Raw genomic sequence first — 20,811 nt, 5'->3', positions numbered from 1 at the left:
TTGATCACTCAAAAATCGTGGCAAAACCATTTAGCTTAAATGACGGGTCTTTGACCAAGTTTCTTAGGTTTAGATATTGCTAAGTGATGTTATAAAGTTTGGGACATTTTATACAATAATATTTGCTGGCGTATGTCTGTATCATAATAAATCCTAAAAAACCTCAAGTTTTAGGCGGTTTTTTGTGTAAAAGGCGTTTAGTATCTAGGGTCATAACCCAATACCCGATTACGCATCAAGCTAGCCAGTCGACCATCACCTTTATTGGATAGCCCATTTAAGCTAATTTCTGCCATGATGGCGTGGTCAGCACTGTCTTTATCACTTAATTCATCATAATAACGGCGAGCATAAATCGATAAGCCATAACAACAGCTATCATAAGTAAAGCCCGCTAACACATCACTAAAACGATTCTTCTCATTGTCGTATTGCACAGCCCCTAAAAACTGCCAGTTATCACTAATAGGTAAAACAGCAGAGCCGGTGAAAGCAGAGAGGGCTTTTTGTCCAAATCTACTTTCATTGCGTTTGATATAACCTAAGTTATAAAGGCTATTGAAAGTTGGCGCATAACGAAATTGGGTATTGATATAGTTTAAATCAGCGTTGTCATCAACCGAGCCATCTAAATCTACCCAAAAATCTTGACGCGGTTGGGTACTTACCTGAAAGACGGTACCGGTATTGTCAATTTTTAACCCATCATCGGTATCATCAAGATGTACCCGAATATCACTCAAATAAATTTGTTTACCCACGCTGGCATCCAAGCGAGTCAAACCATTGCCATCAATATAGCGATAATTTAATGAAGGAGTTAGATGATTATTGTCGGGCAGACGATCATATCCCAAAAACCATGAATCTTCATACAATTGTGAAAAATTGAGCGATGCCAAACGGGTATTAAAGTTGGGTACGTCAGTCTGGTCTTTATAGGGCGAGTACACATATTTTAGGCGTGGGCTTAATAACTGATAGCCGCCCAAGGATTCATCAAATTTACCAAATGGGGTACCTGTTTTAAAGAAATTTAAGCCACTGTCAATACTAAACTGCGGTACAAAAATAGATTGGCTTTTGCTATTTTTATCCAGTCCATTGGCGTCGGCTGATTCTTGGTCAAATTGGGTATAAAGGTGCTGTAAACTCACTGACGGCGTCACGTATCCCCAAGTTCGCATCATTGGATAGGCGGCAGTGAGTTTGTTATACAGTCTGCCACCGCTTTGCTCAGGCGCAGAGCCATCATTAATTGGGCGTTTAAAATAGGCAAAATCGCTGATACCCGTCAAATCAAATTGGGTCAACCAAGGTACCCGATATTTGACCGATAACTGCGGCAGACGGTCATACGGTTTGTCTTTGTCCAAGATTTTTTCTGAATTGGTTAAATTACGATCCAGTGTTTGAAAGGTTTCAATCTTGGCAACGGCAGTCAAATAGTCATTGTAATAATTGGCTTGAATGCGGCGCGGTAAATTTAATTGAACGGTTTCGTCACCCAAGGTCTCAAAATCGTTTAAGAATTTAGGGTCTGAGACATACTGATATAGCGCGTCAATGGATAGGTTAGGGATATCTTTTGACTGCCAATGATGATTATAATAAAAGCGGGTACGGTCTTCATCATCATATTGTTTGTCGTTTGGCAGATAAGAGCCTGTCAAACTACCATAACCAAATTTTTCTGTCAGATAGCGAAATTCACCTGTCAACATCGGATTGCGGTCAGTAAAAATGGTTGGCGTGACAGTGGCATCGTAATTTGGCGCTAGATTAAAGTAGTAAGGTAACTGTACATTAAAACTCCCTTCCGTACTAAAGCCACCGCGTGGCAACAAAAAACCACTGGTGCGGCGATCGTCAATCGGAAAGTTAAAATACGGCAGGTACAATACTGGGGTATTTTTGACTTTTAACGTGGCATTATAGGCTTCACCGCGACCCGTGTCGGTATTGATATCGATGTTTTTGGCATTGATTTGCCAAGTCGGATTGTCAGGCGCGCAGGTGGTAAACATGACATCGTCAATTTCAACGCGGCTTTCATCGACCTTATTAAGCCGTTTGGCATACCCATACGCTTGTAGGGGGACGCTGGCAAACGCCACATCTTTGGCGGTTGCTTTGCTGCTATCCGTTTGGTACGCCAGTTCGTCGGCAACGGTAATCAGCCCCCCTTTTGGGCTATCTTTAAGGCTTACACGTGGGTTACCGTCTGTCGATTGGATGCTTTGCGCGGCATCGACCAACAAAACATTACCTTGAGCGGCCGCAATGCCATCTTGCACGTTAACGACCACTTTATCGGCAGAGATTTGCTGACGACCTTGGTTGATTTGCACATCGCCTGACAATTCAGCGTAATTTTCATTGTCATAATACCCATAGTCAGACGACGCATAAATTGGGAAGCTGCTATTGGGCTTATCGGTAGCGGCTGCCGCTAATGCCTGTTGTTGATAAATGGTCGAGGTGGGATATACCCAGTTGCCATGACACATGGCGTCTTTTTTTCGGCTACCTGTTTTTGATTGAGCACCTGACTGTTGACTATCAGGCGCGAGCGGGTTCAGTAAGTTTGGATTAGAAGTTGGATTAGCAACCGTGGCGTTAGTATCGTCCGTGGTTTGCGGGGTTTTGGGTTGATAAAAGGTTTTGAGCTTTTCTAGACTGGCTTGCTGCTGTTGATTTGGGGTAAAGTTGGGACGAGTACGCGCAGAGTTTGGTTTGATGTCAGGCGCGCTAATCGGTGTGATGCCTTGATTGGTGGTTACATCGACAGCAGTAGCGTTGTCTGCTGTGGTGGCAATGCTACTATCGGTATCGGGCTTTGCAGCTGAGGTATCGAGGTTTTGTTTTTTAATAATTTGTGATTCAGTGCCCTGTGTCTCGATACTCTGTGACTCAATGTTTTGAGCTGCTGTGCTTTGTGCTGTCGCTGCATCAGTCGATTCCGTAACGGCGGCTGTCGGCAACACCGCAAGCGCTGAGGTTGAATACAAAGTAGTAAACATCGCTCCAAGTGTCATCGCTAAAACGTTGGTATGTCGATAAATTTGGTGTAATGATTGATGCAGGCGTGTGGGCTGGGTTGGCAAAGACGAATGTGAAGTTAAACGATTAGAAGTTGACGAAATAGGCGACAATTTCACAGATTTTTTCATTAGACATTTACCAAAGACGCAATATAAAAACCTTCACATCATATCACTAGCGTCATCAATATACTATTGCAAAAGATGTTTAAAATTGCAAACATGATAGACGCCACTTGAGAGATACGCAGATTTTCGGTAGCATAACTTATTTTTATTGAGTAAGCCCACGTTATGAACCATCCTGCCGCACAACTTGCCAACCAAGACCCTTGCGATAGCCCAGTTTCGCCATCAAATACCGAGCCATGTGAACAACAATCACTTAAGCAACAGCCACTTAAACAACAGCCACGTGAACAACAGCTGCACACTTGGTTGACCGAAGTTTTTCAAAATCGGTCATTGCAGCATGAAAAAATACCTGGTGATGCCAGCTTTCGCAGCTATCATCGCTTAACCGTCGACAATCAACACTATATCGTGATGGATGCGCCGCCAGAAAAAGAATCGGTAAAAGAATTTATCGCCGTGGACAATTTAATGGCAGGTCATGTGCATGTGCCAAAAATGATTGCCACGGATGAACAGCAAGGTTTTATCGTCCTTGAGGATTTGGGAAACACGGATTTTGCCGATGTCATTGCCAAGGATTTAACGGATGCAGGCGAGCTGGCAAAAACTGCGCGCTATTATCAGCAGGCAATGCAGGAAATTTTGGCGATTCAAAAGATTGACATCAATGACGCCAAACCCGTTATCCCAAGTTACGACGATGCCTTGCTGCGCCGAGAAATGGGCTTGTTTAGCGAGTGGTTTTTACCCTATATCGGCGTGACGATGCCCCCAGACTTAGAGACGCTGTGGCAAGATTTGCAGTCTGATATTATCCAGCAAGTCATCGCGCAGCCTCAAGTGGTGGTGCACCGTGATTTTCACAGCCGTAATTTGATGGTATTAAATCACAGCGATGAGTTGGGCGTGATTGATTTTCAAGATGCTGTCATCGGTGCCTACACCTATGATTTGGCGTCTTTATTGCGAGATGCCTATATCAATTATGATGAAAACTGGGTGAACACGCATCTGGCTCATTATTATCAATTGGCGCAAATTGACAAAAGCTTGGCAGAGTTTACCGTGGATTTTAATATCATGAGTATGCAGCGTCATCTCAAGGTATTAGGTATTTTTGTACGTTTGTTTGAGCGAGATGGCAAAGACCGTTATTTGGTAAACCTTCCCAAAGTTTTCAATGATTTATTAACTTGTTTAAAAGCTATCAGCCAATGGGATGAGCGTCCTACTTTTGATAAGTTTGCTGATTGGATGACCGCCGTCGTTGAACCTGCTTTTCATCAAAAAATCCAAGGATAAAACCCCATGTCAACCACCATCACCCAAGCCATGATTTTATCTGCAGGTAAAGGCACTCGGCTGCGCCCTTTAACCTTGACCACGCCAAAGCCGCTTGTCGAAGTCGGCGGGCAACCGCTTATCGTGTGGCATATCAAAGCACTCAAACAAGCAGGTATCACCGATATCACCATCAATGTGTCATGGCTTGCTGACAAACTGCTCAATGCAATCGGGGATGGCAGTCAATACGGTGTCACCATTCATTGGTCGATTGAACCAGAAGAACCGCTTGAGACAGCAGGCGGTATTAAGATGGCTTTGGCTACTGGTAAATTAAAAGACCAGCCATTTATCTTGGTCAATGGGGATGTATGGACGCCTTTTGATTTTGCTCAACTAAGCCATCTTAAGCTAAACGATTCGCAGGCTTATTTGCTACTCACCGACCAAGCGACGCATAACCCAACTGGCGATTTTGCCTTAGAAAATGGCAAGGTCAATGTAGAGGGCACGCCAAAATATACCTTTGCAGGGATTAGTGTTATGTCACCAAGATTATTGGATACGGTCAAGGTAGGGGAGACTGCGCCGCTTGCGCCACTACTCAAACAAGCCATGCAGGCGGGTTTGGTAATGGGGGATTTGCTGAGCGATGCGTGGGTCGATGTAGGCACACTTGAGCGTTTAGAAAATTTGAACCAAAAATTGTCGGCTAACAAGTGATTTGGCAGAAAATTGCCTCTTTTGCCATTTTGGTTTTATCTGAAAGCCAAGCAAACTAAACGGTTAAAGCTAAAAAAATGACCCAAAACTGTGATAAAATTTGTCACAGTTTTATTTTTAGCATGTTACATACGACAAAATTTAATTCTGTAATTAATTCTGTAACTAATTCTGTAATATAGGAAAGCCAATGACAACCCCAATTTCTGAACGTCGTCTTGCCAACGCCATCCGTACCCTAGCTTTTGAAGCGGTGCAAAAAGCCAATTCTGGACATCCAGGCGCGCCGATGGGCATGGCAGATATCGCTGAAGTGTTATGGCGTAAGTTTTTAAAGCACAATCCAACCGACCCACATTGGCTAAATCGCGACCGTTTTGTGCTATCAAATGGTCATGGCTCAATGCTGCAGTACGCTTTGCTGCACTTGACAGGGTATGACGTTAGCATTGAGGATATCAAAAATTTCCGCCAATTGCACTCTAAAACCCCCGGTCACCCTGAATATGGCTACACCGCAGGTGTGGAAACTACCACAGGTCCGTTGGGTCAAGGGATTGCCAACGCCGTAGGTTTTGCGATTGCAGAAAAAACCCTAGCCGCGCAATTTAACCGAGACGGTCACCAAGTCATCGACCACCAAACCTATTGCTTTTTAGGTGATGGCTGTTTGATGGAAGGTATTTCGCACGAAGTTTGCTCATTAGCCGGTACGCTGCAACTGGGCAAGTTGGTTGTCTACTATGATGACAATGGTATTTCGATTGATGGTGACGTTGAAGGCTGGTTTTCAGATGACACCCAAAAACGTTTTGAAGCTTATGGCTGGCAAGTGCAAAAAGTTGACGGTCACGATACCGATGCCATCACCCAAGCGACCCAAAATGCTATAGCTGAAAAAAATAAACCCTCACTCATCATCTGTAAAACCGTGATTGGCGCAGGTTCACCCAACAAGCAAGGCTTGGAGGCCTCACATGGCGCACCCCTTGGTGCGGATGAAATTTTGCTCACCCGTCAAGCCCTCAAGTGGGATCACGAAGCGTTTGAACTTCCAGACGATATTTATGAAGGGTGGGATTGCACAGTTAAAGGTCAAGCGCTACAACAATCATGGGAAAGTGAATTCGATGCTTATAAAGACGCTTACCCAGAGCTTGCCAGTGAATTGCTTCGCCGTGTGAATGGTGACTTGCCAGCAAATTTTGAGACACAAGCCCAGGAATTTATCAAGGCGTGTCAAAATAACCCAGAAAACATTGCAACGCGTAAAGCCAGCCAAAATTCAATCAATGCCTTACAGCCATTATTGCCAGAGCTGCTGGGCGGTTCTGCTGATTTGGCAGGGTCAAATCTGACTTGGTTTAAAAATGCCAAGGCGCTCGAAGATGATGCGGCAGGTAACTATATTCACTACGGTGTGCGTGAATTTGGTATGACGGCGATTGCCAATGGTATAGCCTTATATGGCGGGTTTATTCCGTATGTGGCAACGTTCTTGATGTTTATGGAATATGCGCGCAATGCGGTGCGTATGTCAGCCTTGATGAAACAACGCGTCATTAACGTCTATACTCACGACTCAATCGGTCTGGGTGAAGATGGACCTACTCACCAACCTGTAGAGCAGTTGTCAAGTCTGCGTGCCACCCCAAACCTGCATACTTGGCGCCCGTGTGATACGGTCGAGTCAGCCGTGGCATGGGTAGAAGCCTTGAAGGCAAAATCAACCCCATCCGCGCTGATTTTTAGCCGTCAAAACCTACCGCACCAAGCGCGAGATATCGAGCAAGTAGCCAATATTGCCAAAGGTGGCTATGTACTAGCCAAAGAACAAGGCGAGCTACGTGCCGTCATCATCGCCACAGGTTCAGAGATTGAGCTTGCAATGAATGCTTATACTGAGTTGACTGCCGAAGGTTTGGGCGTGCGTGTTGTATCAATGCCGTGTGCTGAAGTGTTTGCCAAACAAGAAATCAACTACCGTGACAGCGTGTTACCACCCCAAGTGCGTGCGCGTGTGGCGGTTGAAGCCAGCCATATCGATTATTGGTACAAGTTTGTAGGGCTTGATGGTAAAGTCGTGGGTATGACCACCTTTGGTGAGTCTGCCCCTGCCAAAGACTTGTTCCCATACTTTAACATCACCACTGATGCGGTCATTCAAGCGGTAAAAGCGGTAGTTTAAGTTAAATTGTTCACTTACTAAAAGGTGGGCAATGCTCGCCTTTTTTATTTCTCAATTAAACGGGTTTTTTGGCATTCTTTATAGGATGAATACTTGGTGCCAATCCAATAGGCTAAAAACACTATTGAAAAAATTATACTCAAAAAATAATAGCTGATTTGGCTCGACACACCTTGCTGAAGTTGTGTTTTTGATAGTTTAATATTTGGGTTGCTAGGTAAATAATAGATGGTAATGCTATCACCTAAAGATTGCTTATCGCAAATATCTAAGCTAGGGTCTTCAGGTACAGTGTCTATAAAATATTGTTTTTGATTAACTACATAACGATATAAACGCGTGGCTGATAGTCCGCGTCCTTTATTGCAACGAGTCTTTATAGAATAGGCTGAGGTTCTAATGCCTTGCTGCTTGATAGTTTGATAAGTGTGAGCCGTTTTGTGATAATTAAAATTGCCAATAAAAGAAAAAATTACTGTAACTATGATTGAAACCACCGCAACAAATAATAGTAAATTCTTTGATAACATTTTAACGATTAACGGTATAGAAAAATTCGACCAAGTTTAGCTGCCCCGACATTGTAACGCCAATGACAGCATTAACACTGTTGTCATTCAATCGCCAATCACCGAGCACAAGTCTTTTTTTATGGCCAATTTGATGAACAGCAGGGCGGTGAGTATGCCCATGAATCAGTATATCGGCTTTTTGCAAGGCTTGTTTGACGGCTTGTTCATTGACATCCATGATTTGCAAGGATTTTTTGGCATTATCAGTTTTGCTTTTTTGGCGTAAATCTTGCGCGATTTGTTGGCGTTTTTTGATGGGTAGCGCGAGCAAAATTTTTTTAGTGATAGGATGTTGGATGATTTTGCGAAAGCGTTGGTAACCTTTATCATCGGTGCACAGCGCATCGCCATGTTCTAGGCGGATTTTTTTGCCATTTAACGTCAAATAAAACGGCTCAAAAATCAATTGCCCGCCAAACTTGTCGCAAAATTGCTGCCCAAGCAGAAAATCCCGATTACCATGCATGACAAAAATTTGGCAGTTTTTATCGGATAATGTTTTGAGCTTTGCTATAATCGGTTGCAGCGCATCTATTAGGGTATCTGTATCGGCAACATCATCCCCTAGCCAAGCTTCAAACCAATCACCGAGAATAAAAAACTGTTTTAGATTGGGCAATAAAGCCAATTTATCTAAAAAATCTAAAAAAGCCTGCCCTAAAGGATTAGTGGCAGGCTCATTCATGCTCAAATGTAAGTCACTGATAATAACCTGCGTAATGGCGGAGGGATTATCGGTGACCAAATCTGCAAAACTTTGCATACAAAAAAATTATTTCTCAATTACTTTTGCATGGGTAATCACCACAGGCGTGGTTGGCACATCAGCGTGGAAACCGTATTTACCAGTTGGTACACCTTTGATTTTATTGACAATGTCCATGCCTTCAGTCACTTTACCAAATACCGCATAACCCCAGCCTTGTGGGTTTTTGCCAGAGAAGTTTAGGAAGCTATTGTCTTTTACATTGATAAAAAATTGCGCAGTCGCTGAATGTGGGTCAGAAGTACGTGCCATTGCAATCGTGCCGACTTCATTTTTTAAGCCATTATCTGCTTCGTTTTGGATTGGGGCATTGGTAGATTTTTCTTTCATGTTGGCGTCCATACCACCACCTTGAATCATAAAACCGTCAATGACGCGGTGAAAAATCGTGCCATCATAATGACCTGATTTAACGTATTCTAAAAAGTTTGCCACGGTATGGGGGGCTTTTTCTTGATTGAGTTCGATAACGATGTTACCCATGGTGGTTTCTAATTCTACATATGGCATATCCATTGTGTGCTCCTAATGGTTTTTATGGTTAAAAAAACGTATCTTGCAATTGTTGTGGCTATCCTAGCGATTTTCAATCAAAAAGTCAGTATTTAGTTTGCAAAGTTGGCAAAATTAAATGTTTCAATTAAATTCATTTAAGTTTTTTCGATGTCAAAAAACTGCTAGAATGGCAGATTAGTTCACCATTTTTGTAATAGGTAAGGGGCAACCAAATGACGGCGACGACCGACAAAAATACAAAAACCAACGATACAGCAGCCAATAGTGAAAAAAATGACTTTATCCGTGCGATCGTACGCGATGACCTTGCTTCGCAAAAATACAGCCAGATTGTGACCCGTTTTCCACCTGAGCCCAATGGCTATTTACATTTGGGTCATGTCAAATCTATTTGTCTCAACTTTGGGCTTGCTAAAGAGTTTGCAGGGCTGTGTAACCTACGGTTTGACGACACCAATCCTGATGCGGAAGATCAGGAGTTTGTCGATAATATCAAAGATGATGTCAAATGGCTTGGTTTTGACTGGACAGGCGAGGCGCGCTATGCGTCCAGTTATTTTGGTCAGTTATATGATTGGGCGGTGAAATTAATCAAACAAGGCGATGCCTATGTTGATTTGCAAAGTCCTGAGGATATTCGTGAAAACCGCGGCAATTTTGGTCAAGCAGGTAAAAATTCACCTTACCGTGATGCCAGTGTTGAAGAGAATTTGCAACGGTTTGACGATATGAAATCAGGCAAATATGGCAATGGTGAAGCGGTGCTTCGTGCCAAAATCGACATGGCAAGCCCCAATATGAATATGCGCGATCCGATTTTGTACCGTGTCATGCACCAAGCGCATCACCAAACAGGCGATGATTGGTGTATTTATCCCATGTACGATTATGCTCACCCGTTGTCAGATGCAATCGAAGGTATTACGCATTCGATTTGTACCCTAGAATTTGAAGACCACCGTCCGTTTTATGATTGGGTGGTAGATAAAGTGGGCTTTGACAAAGAACCACACCAATATGAATTTGCACGCCTAAACGTAAACCACATTTTGACCAGTAAACGCAAACTCAAAAAACTGGTTGAAGATGACTTGGTGAGCGGTTGGGACGATCCGCGTATGCCGACGATTGCCGGTATGCGCCGCCGTGGTTATACCCCTGAAGGCTTACGGGATTTTTGTGACCGTGTAGGCGTCAGCAAGTCAGACGGTGTGGTCGATTTTGGCTTACTCGAGTTTAGTATCCGTAACTCATTAGAGCATGTGAATCGTTCCATGGCGGTGCTAAGCCCACTAAAAGTGACCATTACCAATTTTGATGAAGCGGTTGCCAATGTTGAAGCACTTAAAAAAGACAGTGTAAAAACTAAACTCGACAATGGGGTTTTATGGTTGACCCAGCCTAAAAATAGCCATGATGACAGCCAAGGTATGCGTGACATTCCTTTTACCAAAGAAATTTATATTGATAAAGGGGATTTTGAAATCACGCCGCCTGAAGGCTATAAACGTTTGTCACCGCAAAACCCAGAAATTCGCTTACGCAATAGCTATGTGTTAAAGATTGAGGATCACATCACCGATGACAAAGGTGAAGTAGTGGGGTTAACAGCGACTATTGACCCAAAAACGTTGGGCAACAATCCAGAAGGTCGTAAGGTTAAAGGTGTGATACATTGGGTGTCGGCAAGCTTGGGCAAACCTGCCAAAGTCCGTCTGTATGAGCAGCTGTTTAACCAAGAAGACCCCGCCAAAATTGACATCAATAATTTAGCCGCAGAGATTAATCCCAATTCACTACGTGAAGTAGATGCCATTGTCGAGCCTTCTTTATCACAAGTCAATGCAGGCGAGCGTTTTCAATTTGAACGCGAAGGGTTTTTTGTGGCAGATAGTAAAGATTATTCACCAGAGCATTTGGTGTTTAACCGTATTGTGACCTTAAAAGACAGTTTCAAACCATAAATCATCGTTAAATTATAAATTAGCTGGCATAGTAATATGTCAGCTTTTTTATTAAAAGATATCTTAACCTATTGTTACTTATGGTTTTATTATTGTATTAGCTAAACGCTTTTTTTACTTTTTTACATGCGTAACATTTGTACTGTGCTAAACTACTCATCGTAAATTTAAATCAGTCTTGCGTAATCAATCCGTTATTCTTGTTAGATTTTGTAACTTTTAACAGCTTGATTTTAATGGCTATTAGGCTTAAGGTATCGTTGTTCATCTGTTTTTCGTAAATATATTGGTAGTTTTGGTAACTGTATGCTTTATCCAACAGCAAGTTAACCATGATTTGATTGAGAGTGTTGAAATGAAAACATTGTTAAAGAAAACGTTGTTAGGTGCTGTCATTGCACTGGTTGGCGTACAAAGTAATGCTGAATTAAATATGCAGACAGGTAGCCAAGCTAAAGTTAGTTGGGGTGGGCAGGGTAGTTTAGACAAAGCCCGTGCCATCATGTATAACAGCACGCCACAGACGACAAGTTTTAATAGCGGTAATTATAATAGCTATAACAATGCATACAGTGAGGATGATAGCTATAATCCTGCATGGTCTCAAGATAGCACGCGGGCTTCGGGCAGCTATTTTGCCAATTCTAAAGGTGCTTTGGTAGTGGATGCGTTAACGGGCAATACCATTTATGAAAAAAATGCTGATATCGCCCGTCCGATTGCGTCAATTAGTAAATTGATGACGGCTGTGGTGGTGGCAGAATCAGGCGCTAACATGAGCGAAACATTGACGATTAGTTCATTAGATTTTAAAACCCCAAAGCAATCGGGTAGTGACCGTCTAAAAGTTGGCGATCAGCTTAATCGTGCTGAAATGCTACTGATGATGATGATGAAATCAGAAAATCCCGCGGCTAAAGCATTAGCACGTACTGACCCTATGGGCTATGACAATTTCATCAGCCGTATGAACCAAAAAGCGCGTGAATTGGGGATGACGCAAACCCATTTTTATGACCCATCAGGTCTAGACTCTCGTAATGTGGCATCACCGCGTGATTTGGCAATTCTTGCCCGTTATGCACAAAAGATGAACTTAGTCACCCAGTTTAGTACTACGCCTAGCCGTCAGTTCGGTGTATATAATATCAATTCGGGGTTTCGAACCGTAGCCGCTCGCAGTACCAATTACATGGTGCGTGATGGGTTATATAATATTGGTTTGTCAAAAACAGGGTATATTCGTGAAGCAGGCAACTGTGTTTTATTTGAAACCAATGTCGGTAATCGTCCAGCCATTGTCGTATTACTCGGTGCAAGTGATTCAAAAACCCGCTGGAACGATGCAGAAAACATAATTGCTAACTTAAGCATGCGCCGATTCACCTAAACAAGTCGCAATTAATTGACTGATTTTTTGAAAAAAAAGCAAGGATAACTTTCCTTGCTTTTTTATGGGTGAAAGACTACCAAAATCAGCTATTTGGTATGTTTTGTAAGCTATTTAGCGTGTTTCATACAGGTGGTCGCAAAGGGTACTGCTTCTAGACGCTCAGGTTCGATTTCTTCACCACTCACAGCGCAAATACCGTAAGTACCATTTTCGATACGAAGTAAGGCATTATTCACCAATTCAAGGTTTTGCTTGGCTTCGACTAGCAAGTTTTTACGTACATCGTTTTGCTCATTAATCACCGCTTGGTCATCCCAATCTTGGGTCATATCCGTATCAGGATTTTGCATATCATGTTGGATTTTATACACGCGAGTTTGGTATTCTTGTTTTAGGTCAAGTAATCGTTGTTTTGCTTTGTCAAGGTCAACCATACGGCCTCCAATTTGATAATAAAATATTGAACGCAGTGCTGCATTCATGTTTTTGTTCTTATAAGCTTATCATCAAGACCCTTCTTAATAAAGTAGTAATATAGTAGTAATACCGTGTTATCACCTTGCGTGGCGTTAGTTGATAGCACCAATAATGTTAAAAATACTCAAAATATGCTAATCTACGCTTATTTTTTCATTCAATTTTTGTTGTCATGTGACAACGTTTTATCAACCCCTACGGGTCACCATCCTGTTATTAACTTAGAGGTTAATCCATGCAATTTGCTCGTTTAAACGATATTGATGTTTCTGACAAAACAGTTTTGATTCGCGAAGATTTAAATGTACCGTTAAAAGATGGCAAAATTGCCAATGATGCCCGCTTAAAAGCAAGCTTACCCACTATTCAGTTGGCTTTAGATAAAGGTGCAGCGGTTATCGTGTGTTCGCATCTAGGTCGCCCAGATCCCTCAAACCCTGAAGCCAAATATTCGTTGCAGCCCGTCGCAGATTATTTGGGCGATGCTTTGGGAAAACCTGTCAAATTAGTGACGGATTATGCCCAAAATAATGTGACAGTAGCCCCAGGTGAAGTTGTGCTACTGGAAAATGTACGTTTTAATGCGGGTGAGAAGAAAAACGATGCCGCTTTATCTGAACGCTACGCCGCTTTATGTGATGTATTTGTGATGGATGCTTTTGGTACGGCTCACCGTGCCGAAGCGTCAACAGAAGGCGTTATCGCCAAAGCAAAGACTGCTTGTGCAGGTCCATTGTTAGCGGCAGAACTTGATGCATTAGCCAAAGCTTTAGATAACCCAGCCAAGCCAATGCTTGCGATTGTTGGTGGCTCGAAAGTTTCTACCAAATTGGATGTGCTTAAATCATTGGCAAAAATCTGTGACCAAATCATTGTAGGTGGTGGTATTGCCAATACATTCTTGGCAGCCAAAGGTGCCAATGTTGGTGCATCCCTATATGAAGCCGACATGGTGGAAACTGCCAAAAGCATTATGCAAGAGACCCATGTATTACTACCTGACGAAGTGGTCGTCGCCAAAAAATCACAGATTGATTTTGATGATTTTTTGGGCTCGCTAGAATCTGCCGATGCGGTAACCAAATCGGTCGATACCATTGCTGATGATGAAATGATTTTAGACATTAGTGCAAACAGTGCGGCGAAACTTGCCGATGCGATTAAAAATGCCAAAACTATTTTATGGAATGGTCCCGTAGGCGTATTTGAAGTCGATAAATTTGGTGAAGGTACCAAAATCGTTAGTGAAGCAGTCGCAGCAAGTGAAGGCTTTAGCATTGCAGGTGGTGGTGATACGCTCGCTGCGATTGATAAATACAAGGTCGCCGATAAAGTAAGCTACACATCAACAGGGGGCGGGGCGTTCTTAGAATTTGTGGAAGGCAAAACCTTACCTGCCGTACATGCCCTGAGCCAACGTGCCTAAATGCTAATAATCATTATCATTAATTCAGCGATTTAAATTTATCATCGCTGAATTAATGTAATGTTAAGTTAATATTTGTATGGTAAACATTGTAATTAATTGCACCAAAAATATATTGTCGATAAGATATTATGCAAGTATGTATACCCATATGTTTGGTGTTTAAGGAATGAATATGTTAAAACGTAATTTAGTATTGGCCACTTTATTAGCCACTTTATCAATTACTGCATGCAGTAAAAAAACCGAAGAAGCTGCCGCTAACGGTCAACCTGAAGCCGCAGCAAGCGCAGCGGGTCAAGATATTAAAGACGCGACTGCAAGTGCCGCTAGTGCAACAGCGAATGCAGGTGACGCCGTAGCAAGTGCTGCTACCGCGGTTGCTCAAGGTGCAGCTATCAACGCGACTGAAGCTGTAGCCAATGGCGCCGCGCAAGCCACCGCAAACGTAGCATCTGCAGTAGCGACTGGCGCAGCTAATGTAGCACAAGGTGCAGAAGCGGTTAAAAACGATGCAGCAAATAGCAATACTGATATTCAAACAACCGTGCCAGAAAAACAAAAATACTAAATTTAGCATTCAGCCTAAAAAAGCCCCAAAATCATTTTGGGGCTTTTTATTTTATTGAGTTAACTATTTTTTCATAATATCAATCATTTCAAAGTTATTTTTTTGAATTTAAATTGTAGTGCACTTCTGTTATACTCAAGCCTTGTCCAACATGGCAAAACCCAATTTTTCTAAAATTTTCAATTGATTATTAACTTTACTAAGAGAAAGTAATATGGCTTTGATTTCTTTGCGTCAGCTTTTAGACCATGCAGCAGAAAACAACTATGGTGTTCCTGCATTTAACGTCAATAACTTAGAGCAAATGCGTGCCATTATGATGGCAGCCGATGAAACCAACTCACCTGTGATTGTGCAAGCATCGGCAGGCGCACGCAAATACGCAGGTGCCCCATTTTTACGCCATCTTATTTTGTCTGCCATTGAAGAGTGGCCACATATTCCAGTCGTTATGCACCAAGACCATGGAACTAGCCCAGAGGTTTGCCAGCGTTCAATCCAATTGGGTTTTTCATCAGTGATGATGGATGGCTCATTAAAGAGTGATGGTAAAACCCCTGCAGACTATGATTATAATGTGGCAGTGACGCGTGAAGTGGTAAAACTCTCTCATGCTTGTGGTGTATCAGTAGAAGGTGAAATTGGCGTTTTGGGTAGTCTTGAAACGGGTATGGCTGGTGAAGAAGATGGCGTAGGGGCAGAAGGTAAACTTGACCATTCACAGCTGTTAACCAGTGCTGATGAAGCTGAGCAATTTGTTAATGACACCCATGTCGATGCCCTAGCAATTGCAGTCGGCACTAGCCACGGGGCGTATAAATTTACCCGACCACCTACCGATGATATCTTATCGATTGCACGTATCAAAGAAATTCATGCGCGTATTCCTAATACTCACCTCGTGATGCACGGCTCTTCAAGTGTGCCACAAGAATGGCTCAAAGTGATTAACGAAAATGGCGGCAATATCGGTGAGACTTATGGTGTGCCAGTTGAGCAAATCGTAGAAGCCATCAAACATGGTGTACGTAAAGTCAATATCGACACCGATTTACGTTTAGCCTCAACCGGTGCGATTCGCAAATTCCTCGCTGAAAACCCGGCAGAATTTGACCCACGCAAATATTTTGCCAAGACTATCGATGCGATGAAAGCGGTTTGTATCGATCGCTATACCGCATTTGGTACGGCGGGTAATGCGGATAAAATTCGCCCAATTAGTCTAGAAAAAATGGTTAATTTCTATAACTAAATACTAGAACTAAGTTTTAGCAAATGACTAAAAAGCATGAAATTCAAGTGGGTTGACTGAGGTTGCCCACTTTTTTATTGGATTAAATTATTTGTAGTGAGTCATCAATGATAGGATTAATTCAAGGGCAAGTGCATCATCTAATGGCACCTACGGTAGTGGTAATGACCACAGCGGGCGTTGGGTATGAAATTGAGATGCCGCTCAATGCATTTTGTCAAGTACAATTAAATCAGTCCGTCACCTTATGGACACATTTTTTGGTGCGCGAGGATGCTCAGTTGTTATTTGGGTTTTTAAGCCATAGCGATCGGGAAGTGTTTAGACTGTTGCTTAAAGTCAATGGGGTGGGGGCAAAGATGGCCTTGGCGATGATGTCAACTGTAACGGTGCAGGAATTGCACCAGTTTGTGATGAACAATGATGAGCTGGCATTGACGCGTATCCCAGGGGTTGGCAAAAAAACCGCCCAGCGATTGATTGTTGAGTTAAAAGACAAAATCAAACACTTAGGTGATACATCAGGTTTTGCCCCTTCATTGCCACTAGCGACCGATAGCGGTAATGAAGGCATTATTATTGCCGAAGTCGAAGCGGGGTTGATTGCATTAGGTTATCGCGATAAAGAAGCGCAAGCTGCGATAAAACTGGCAAAATCTGCCATTGATTCACCGTTAACCATCCAAAATCTGCTGAAAGCGTCTCTTAAAAATTTGGCGATGAATTAAAATTGCATAAAAAAAAGAGGCTCAAATGACCCTCTTTTTTTTACCATTAACCTTATTCTGTTTCGGTTTTTGCCGTCTCTGGCTGGGATAATAAGTTTTTTTCGAGATAATGAATGTTTTGCGCTTGTGTACAAAATGCCTTGTCTTGCAAAATCACATCGCGATGCAATGGCACATTGGTTTTGATGCCGGTGATAATCAGCTCGTCAAGGGCATGGCGAAGCTTGGCAATCGCTTGTTCACGAGTTTGACCATGACAGATTAATTTGCCAATCAATGAGTCGTAAAAGGTAGGGATGGCATAGTTGGGATAAAGGTGCGAGTCAAAACGTACACCGCTACCATTTGGCATAAAGAAGTGGGTCACCGTGCCGGGTGACGGCATGAAAGTCACAGGGTCTTCGGCATTGATACGGCACTCGATGGCATGACCGCGAATTTCGATTTCGTTTTGACGATACGATAACCCATAGCCAGATGCGATTTTGAGTTGTTCAACCACTACATCAATGCCGGTAATCATCTCAGTGACAGGGTGCTCAACCTGTACGCGGGTATTCATCTCAATAAAGAAAAATTGCTCATCTTCATATAAAAATTCAAACGTCCCTGCACCGCGATAGTTAATTTGCTCACAAGCACGGACGCAAGCTTGCAAAATGGGTTCTTTAATGTCATCAGGAATCTCTGGGGCAGGGGCTTCTTCAAGCACTTTTTGGTGACGACGTTGTAGCGAGCAATCACGATCAAATAAATGAATGGCATTGCCTTCGCCGTCACCTAAAACTTGCACTTCGACATGGCGTGGGTTTTTTAAAAAGCGCTCCATATAAACGCTATCATCGCCAAACCACAATTCGGCTTCTTGTTTGGCGGCTTGAACTTGAGATAGTAACTGCTCAAGGCGTTCAACCACGCGCATACCACGACCACCACCACCAGCTGCCGCTTTGATCAACAGAGGAAAACCAATGGCTCTAGCTTGTTCTTCAGCATTAGCCAGGGTGACGCTACCCACTGAGCCAGGGACAGTAGGCACACCGGCTTTTTTCATGGCGTTGATAGCGGATATCTTGTTACCCATTAAGCGAATGTGCTCAGGCGCAGGACCTACAAAGGTTAGCCCTGCCTCTTCCACGCGTTCGGCAAATTCGGCATTTTCAGATAAAAACCCATAACCTGGGTGAATGGCATCAGCGCCAGAGATTTCTGCGGCTGTTAAGATAGTATCGATATTGAGATAGCTTTGACTGGCATTGGGCTTGCCAATACAGATGGATTCATCAACGAATCGAAGGTGCATTAAGTTGTCATCTGCAGTTGAGTAGACGCCCACCGTTTGGATGCCAAGCTGCTTACAAGCGCGAACAATGCGAAGCGCAATTTCACCACGATTGGCGATCAGTAATTTTTTTATCATTGCTATCCCTAATTTTTATCGATAATCAAACTTCAAATATACAAAAAAGTTAAAAATTAAGACTCGTAACGGACAATCGGTTGACCAAATTGCACCACATCGCCGTTTTGTACCAAGATTTCTGCAATGATACCGCTCTGGGTGGCTTCAAGCGGGTTCATGATTTTCATGGCTTCAATAATGCCTAAACTATCGCCTGCTTGTACTTGTTGACCGACCTTGATAAATGGCGCGTCATTAGGACTCGGTGCAACATAATACACCCCAACCATCGGTGATGTTTCTACCATGCCAGATTTTACAGGGGCAGCATTAGCGGTTGTCGTGGTGGTTGTATTTGCTGTGACGGGTTGAACATTCGCTTGGGGTAAATGGCGGGAAATAGAGACCTTTTTATCGCCATCTTGTACGGTTAATTCTGCTAACGTTCGCTCTTCCATTAAGTCAATAAGTTGTTTGATTTTACTTATATCCATATCCTAACTACCTTAAAATTATACGCTTTATAGACTACTAATTCATAGATTGCCGTATTGTAACAAGATTTTTCTAAAATAAATAGATATAGCAGGGTATATTTGTGTACGTTTGTACACTTAAAATTTGCTGCCATGTTGCTATTGATTTTAGGCTAAATTGTATTGCTACTGATATTTTTGAACCAGATAATTAAACGCTGCAGTATAGCCAAAAGCGCCCATACCACAGATGACGGCTTCAGCTTTGTCACTAAAATAAGAATGCTGTCGAAATGGCTCACGGGTGTGAATATTGGAAAGATGAACTTCTATAAAAGGTTTATTTACGGCGAGTAGGGCATCGCGAATTGCTACCGATGTGTGAGTAAAGGCAGCGGGATTGATGATAATCGCGTCAATCTGCTCGTCAGGATTTGTGGTCAATAAACCGTGATGATGGATTTTATCAATGAGGGCAGATTCTTGATTTGTTTGAAAACAGGTGAGTTTAACTTGATGATTGCTGGCTAATTGTCTTATATCATCTTCAATGTGTTGTAGGGTTTGAAATCCGTAGATTTCTGGTTCTCGCTTGCCAAGCAAATTGAGATTGGGACCATTTAATACTAACACATGGGTTAGTTGGGTCTTTGCTATTGCTGTCGTTGTCATCATGATGATGCTTCCTTTATCGTGGGTGATTTAAAATTTCCTCAAGTTTTTGCAACCTTAACCTATCAATGGCTTCACCGATCTGTTTGCCCGTCAGCTCGCTTGCCACATCTTTGGCAGAAATTTGCGTTAATTGTGTTTTGATGGTGGCTAACAGCGCGGTTTGTTTGGCCAGTTGATAAAGATGAACGATTCGTAAGGCTTGCTCTAAAAGTGAGGTATCTTTAAGACTATTAGTTAATCTTAACAGTTCAAATAATGGGTGTGCATTTAAGTGATCGAAATTTTTTAATTTATCAAAATGCTCAACAATAAATAACCCCAAGCGCTCAGCATTTTTTGGTACCTTTAAACCTTGGCAAAATTCTAAATACTCGCTGGTTCGGCTGTTATGTTGCTGATCAGACTTAAAGCAGGTTGCCACCAAAGCAAACTTCATGACGTTGTCCGCTTGTTGCTCTCCCGCCATTCGCAGGCTAGATAACATCAATTGCCATTGCTTAGGATTATCAATCGATGCTTGATGCAGTTTTGGCATAATGACATCGAGGACATTGAGCTGAAAAAGCGTGTCAAAATAAATATCCGACCAAGCCTGCGTTAACGCTTTTGACGTCTCTGACCATACCCGCTCAGCGACAAGATGACTCAGTTCACCTGCGGCTTTCATTTGGCTGGTAAGTTTAGCGGTTGATTCATCAACCGTAAATCCAAGTGGCGCATAACGACTGGCAAAACGGGCAAGGCGCAATACGCGTACCGGATCTTCTGCAAAAGCGGCAGACACATGGCGTAATTTTTTTTGCTGAATATCTGCTAAGCCACCATACGGGTCGATGATATCGCGCGCATCAAATTTGCCCCGTTTAAAACCACTGTCAAACAAGCCGTTGACTTCTATGGCCATGGCATTGATGGTGAGATCGCGCCTGATTAAATCCTCTTCTAAGGTGACAGTGGTGTCAGCGTGTACGTTAAAACCAAGATAGCCGTTACCACTTTTGCGTTCCGTGCGAGCCAGTGCATATTCGTCATGGGTCTTTGGATGTAAAAAAACCGGAAAATCGGCACCTACTTGCGAAAATCCCAGCTCCAGCATCTGCTCAGGCGTTGCGCCGACCACCACATAATCGTGTTCAGTGACCTCGCGCGCTAATACATAATCGCGTACCGCACCACCGACCAAATAAACTTGCATGACCACCCCGATGTTTTAACTAAA

General features: G+C 42.8%; 18 protein-coding genes. 9 read left to right on the top strand and 9 right to left on the bottom strand.

The features are described 5' to 3' along the window. Positions 1-197: 197 nt before the first annotated feature. Entirely contained in the window at positions 198-3,173 is a 2,976-nt protein-coding gene (locus tag RT084_RS02010) for an LPS-assembly protein LptD (protein WP_312383481.1), read from the bottom strand. Between the two features lie 165 nt (positions 3,174-3,338). Between RT084_RS02010 and RT084_RS02005 the strand changes: the two genes are divergently transcribed. From RT084_RS02005 to tkt, 3 genes are all read left to right on the top strand, one after another. Continuing rightward, entirely contained in the window at positions 3,339-4,481 is a 1,143-nt protein-coding gene (locus RT084_RS02005; protein ID WP_312383482.1) for an aminoglycoside phosphotransferase family protein, read from the top strand. A 6-nt stretch (positions 4,482-4,487) separates the two neighbouring features. Then, the gene (gene murU / locus RT084_RS02000; protein WP_219331205.1) at positions 4,488-5,186 is read left to right on the top strand and encodes an N-acetylmuramate alpha-1-phosphate uridylyltransferase MurU; all 699 of its coding nucleotides are present in this window, start codon (positions 4,488-4,490) and stop codon (positions 5,184-5,186) included. A gap of 190 nt (positions 5,187-5,376) precedes the next feature. Beyond that, the gene (gene tkt / locus RT084_RS01995) at positions 5,377-7,374 is read left to right on the top strand and encodes a transketolase (protein ID WP_312383487.1); all 1,998 of its coding nucleotides are present in this window, start codon (positions 5,377-5,379) and stop codon (positions 7,372-7,374) included. Between the two features lie 44 nt (positions 7,375-7,418). Here tkt and RT084_RS01990 read toward each other — a convergent pair whose 3' ends face one another. From RT084_RS01990 to RT084_RS01980, 3 genes are read right to left on the bottom strand one after another with little or no spacing between them, the layout of a single operon-like run. Beyond that, positions 7,419-7,904, bottom strand: coding sequence for a hypothetical protein (locus tag RT084_RS01990; RefSeq protein ID WP_201664236.1), 486 nt, complete (start codon positions 7,902-7,904; stop codon positions 7,419-7,421). Position 7,905: 1 nt separating this feature from the next. Beyond that, a complete protein-coding gene (locus RT084_RS01985; RefSeq protein ID WP_312383492.1) occupies positions 7,906-8,709 on the bottom strand; it encodes a UDP-2,3-diacylglucosamine diphosphatase in 804 nt (267 codons plus the stop codon). A gap of 9 nt (positions 8,710-8,718) precedes the next feature. Continuing rightward, positions 8,719-9,228 (bottom strand): peptidylprolyl isomerase, encoded by a 510-nt coding sequence (locus RT084_RS01980; RefSeq protein ID WP_312383494.1) that lies wholly within the window; start codon positions 9,226-9,228, stop codon positions 8,719-8,721. A 212-nt stretch (positions 9,229-9,440) separates the two neighbouring features. Between RT084_RS01980 and RT084_RS01975 the strand changes: the two genes are divergently transcribed. Together RT084_RS01975 and RT084_RS01970 are read left to right on the top strand one after the other, a co-directional pair. After that, positions 9,441-11,192 (top strand): glutamine--tRNA ligase/YqeY domain fusion protein, encoded by a 1,752-nt coding sequence (locus RT084_RS01975; RefSeq protein ID WP_312383496.1) that lies wholly within the window; start codon positions 9,441-9,443, stop codon positions 11,190-11,192. 355 nt (positions 11,193-11,547) lie between these two features. Then, positions 11,548-12,582, top strand: coding sequence for a D-alanyl-D-alanine carboxypeptidase family protein (locus RT084_RS01970; RefSeq protein WP_219331209.1), 1,035 nt, complete (start codon positions 11,548-11,550; stop codon positions 12,580-12,582). 110 nt (positions 12,583-12,692) lie between these two features. Here RT084_RS01970 and RT084_RS01965 read toward each other — a convergent pair whose 3' ends face one another. Next, the gene (locus tag RT084_RS01965; protein WP_312114493.1) at positions 12,693-13,019 is read right to left on the bottom strand and encodes a TraR/DksA family transcriptional regulator; all 327 of its coding nucleotides are present in this window, start codon (positions 13,017-13,019) and stop codon (positions 12,693-12,695) included. A gap of 278 nt (positions 13,020-13,297) precedes the next feature. On the opposite strand from RT084_RS01965, the gene RT084_RS01960 reads away from it, so the two are divergent. From RT084_RS01960 to ruvA, 4 genes are all read left to right on the top strand, one after another. Continuing rightward, positions 13,298-14,488 carry a phosphoglycerate kinase gene (locus RT084_RS01960; RefSeq protein WP_312383497.1) on the top strand — a complete coding sequence of 397 codons (1,191 nt, stop codon included), beginning with the start codon at positions 13,298-13,300 and terminating at the stop codon, positions 14,486-14,488. 175 nt (positions 14,489-14,663) lie between these two features. Continuing rightward, positions 14,664-15,059, top strand: a complete 396-nt coding sequence (locus RT084_RS01955; RefSeq protein WP_312383500.1) for a hypothetical protein — start codon at positions 14,664-14,666, stop codon at positions 15,057-15,059. 214 nt (positions 15,060-15,273) lie between these two features. Next, the gene (gene fba, locus RT084_RS01950) at positions 15,274-16,311 is read left to right on the top strand and encodes a class II fructose-bisphosphate aldolase (RefSeq protein WP_219332957.1); all 1,038 of its coding nucleotides are present in this window, start codon (positions 15,274-15,276) and stop codon (positions 16,309-16,311) included. A 107-nt stretch (positions 16,312-16,418) separates the two neighbouring features. Beyond that, on the top strand, positions 16,419-17,039 hold the full coding sequence (ruvA, locus tag RT084_RS01945; RefSeq protein WP_062330386.1) for a Holliday junction branch migration protein RuvA: 621 nt from the start codon (positions 16,419-16,421) through the stop codon (positions 17,037-17,039). A 52-nt stretch (positions 17,040-17,091) separates the two neighbouring features. On the opposite strand, the gene accC is transcribed toward ruvA, so the two are convergent. The 4 genes from accC to RT084_RS01925 form a co-directional block, all read right to left on the bottom strand. Next, complete coding sequence (gene accC, locus RT084_RS01940; protein ID WP_312383505.1) at positions 17,092-18,459, bottom strand: acetyl-CoA carboxylase biotin carboxylase subunit; 1,368 nt, start codon at positions 18,457-18,459, stop codon at positions 17,092-17,094. Positions 18,460-18,515: 56 nt separating this feature from the next. Next, a complete protein-coding gene (accB, locus tag RT084_RS01935) occupies positions 18,516-18,935 on the bottom strand; it encodes an acetyl-CoA carboxylase biotin carboxyl carrier protein (RefSeq protein WP_312383507.1) in 420 nt (139 codons plus the stop codon). 168 nt (positions 18,936-19,103) lie between these two features. After that, positions 19,104-19,592, bottom strand: coding sequence for a type II 3-dehydroquinate dehydratase (gene aroQ / locus RT084_RS01930; RefSeq protein WP_312383508.1), 489 nt, complete (start codon positions 19,590-19,592; stop codon positions 19,104-19,106). A gap of 13 nt (positions 19,593-19,605) precedes the next feature. Then, on the bottom strand, positions 19,606-20,787 hold the full coding sequence (locus RT084_RS01925) for a tRNA nucleotidyltransferase/poly(A) polymerase-related protein (protein WP_312383509.1): 1,182 nt from the start codon (positions 20,785-20,787) through the stop codon (positions 19,606-19,608). Positions 20,788-20,811: the final 24 nt, after the last annotated feature.

Origin of the sequence: Moraxella sp. CTOTU48717, from assembly GCF_032057165.1 — a bacterium.
Taxonomy (GTDB): Bacteria; Pseudomonadota; Gammaproteobacteria; order Pseudomonadales; family Moraxellaceae; genus Faucicola; species Faucicola tetraodonis.
Note: the sequence above shows the minus strand (reverse complement) of the source record. Positions and strands in the feature narration are given on the sequence as shown.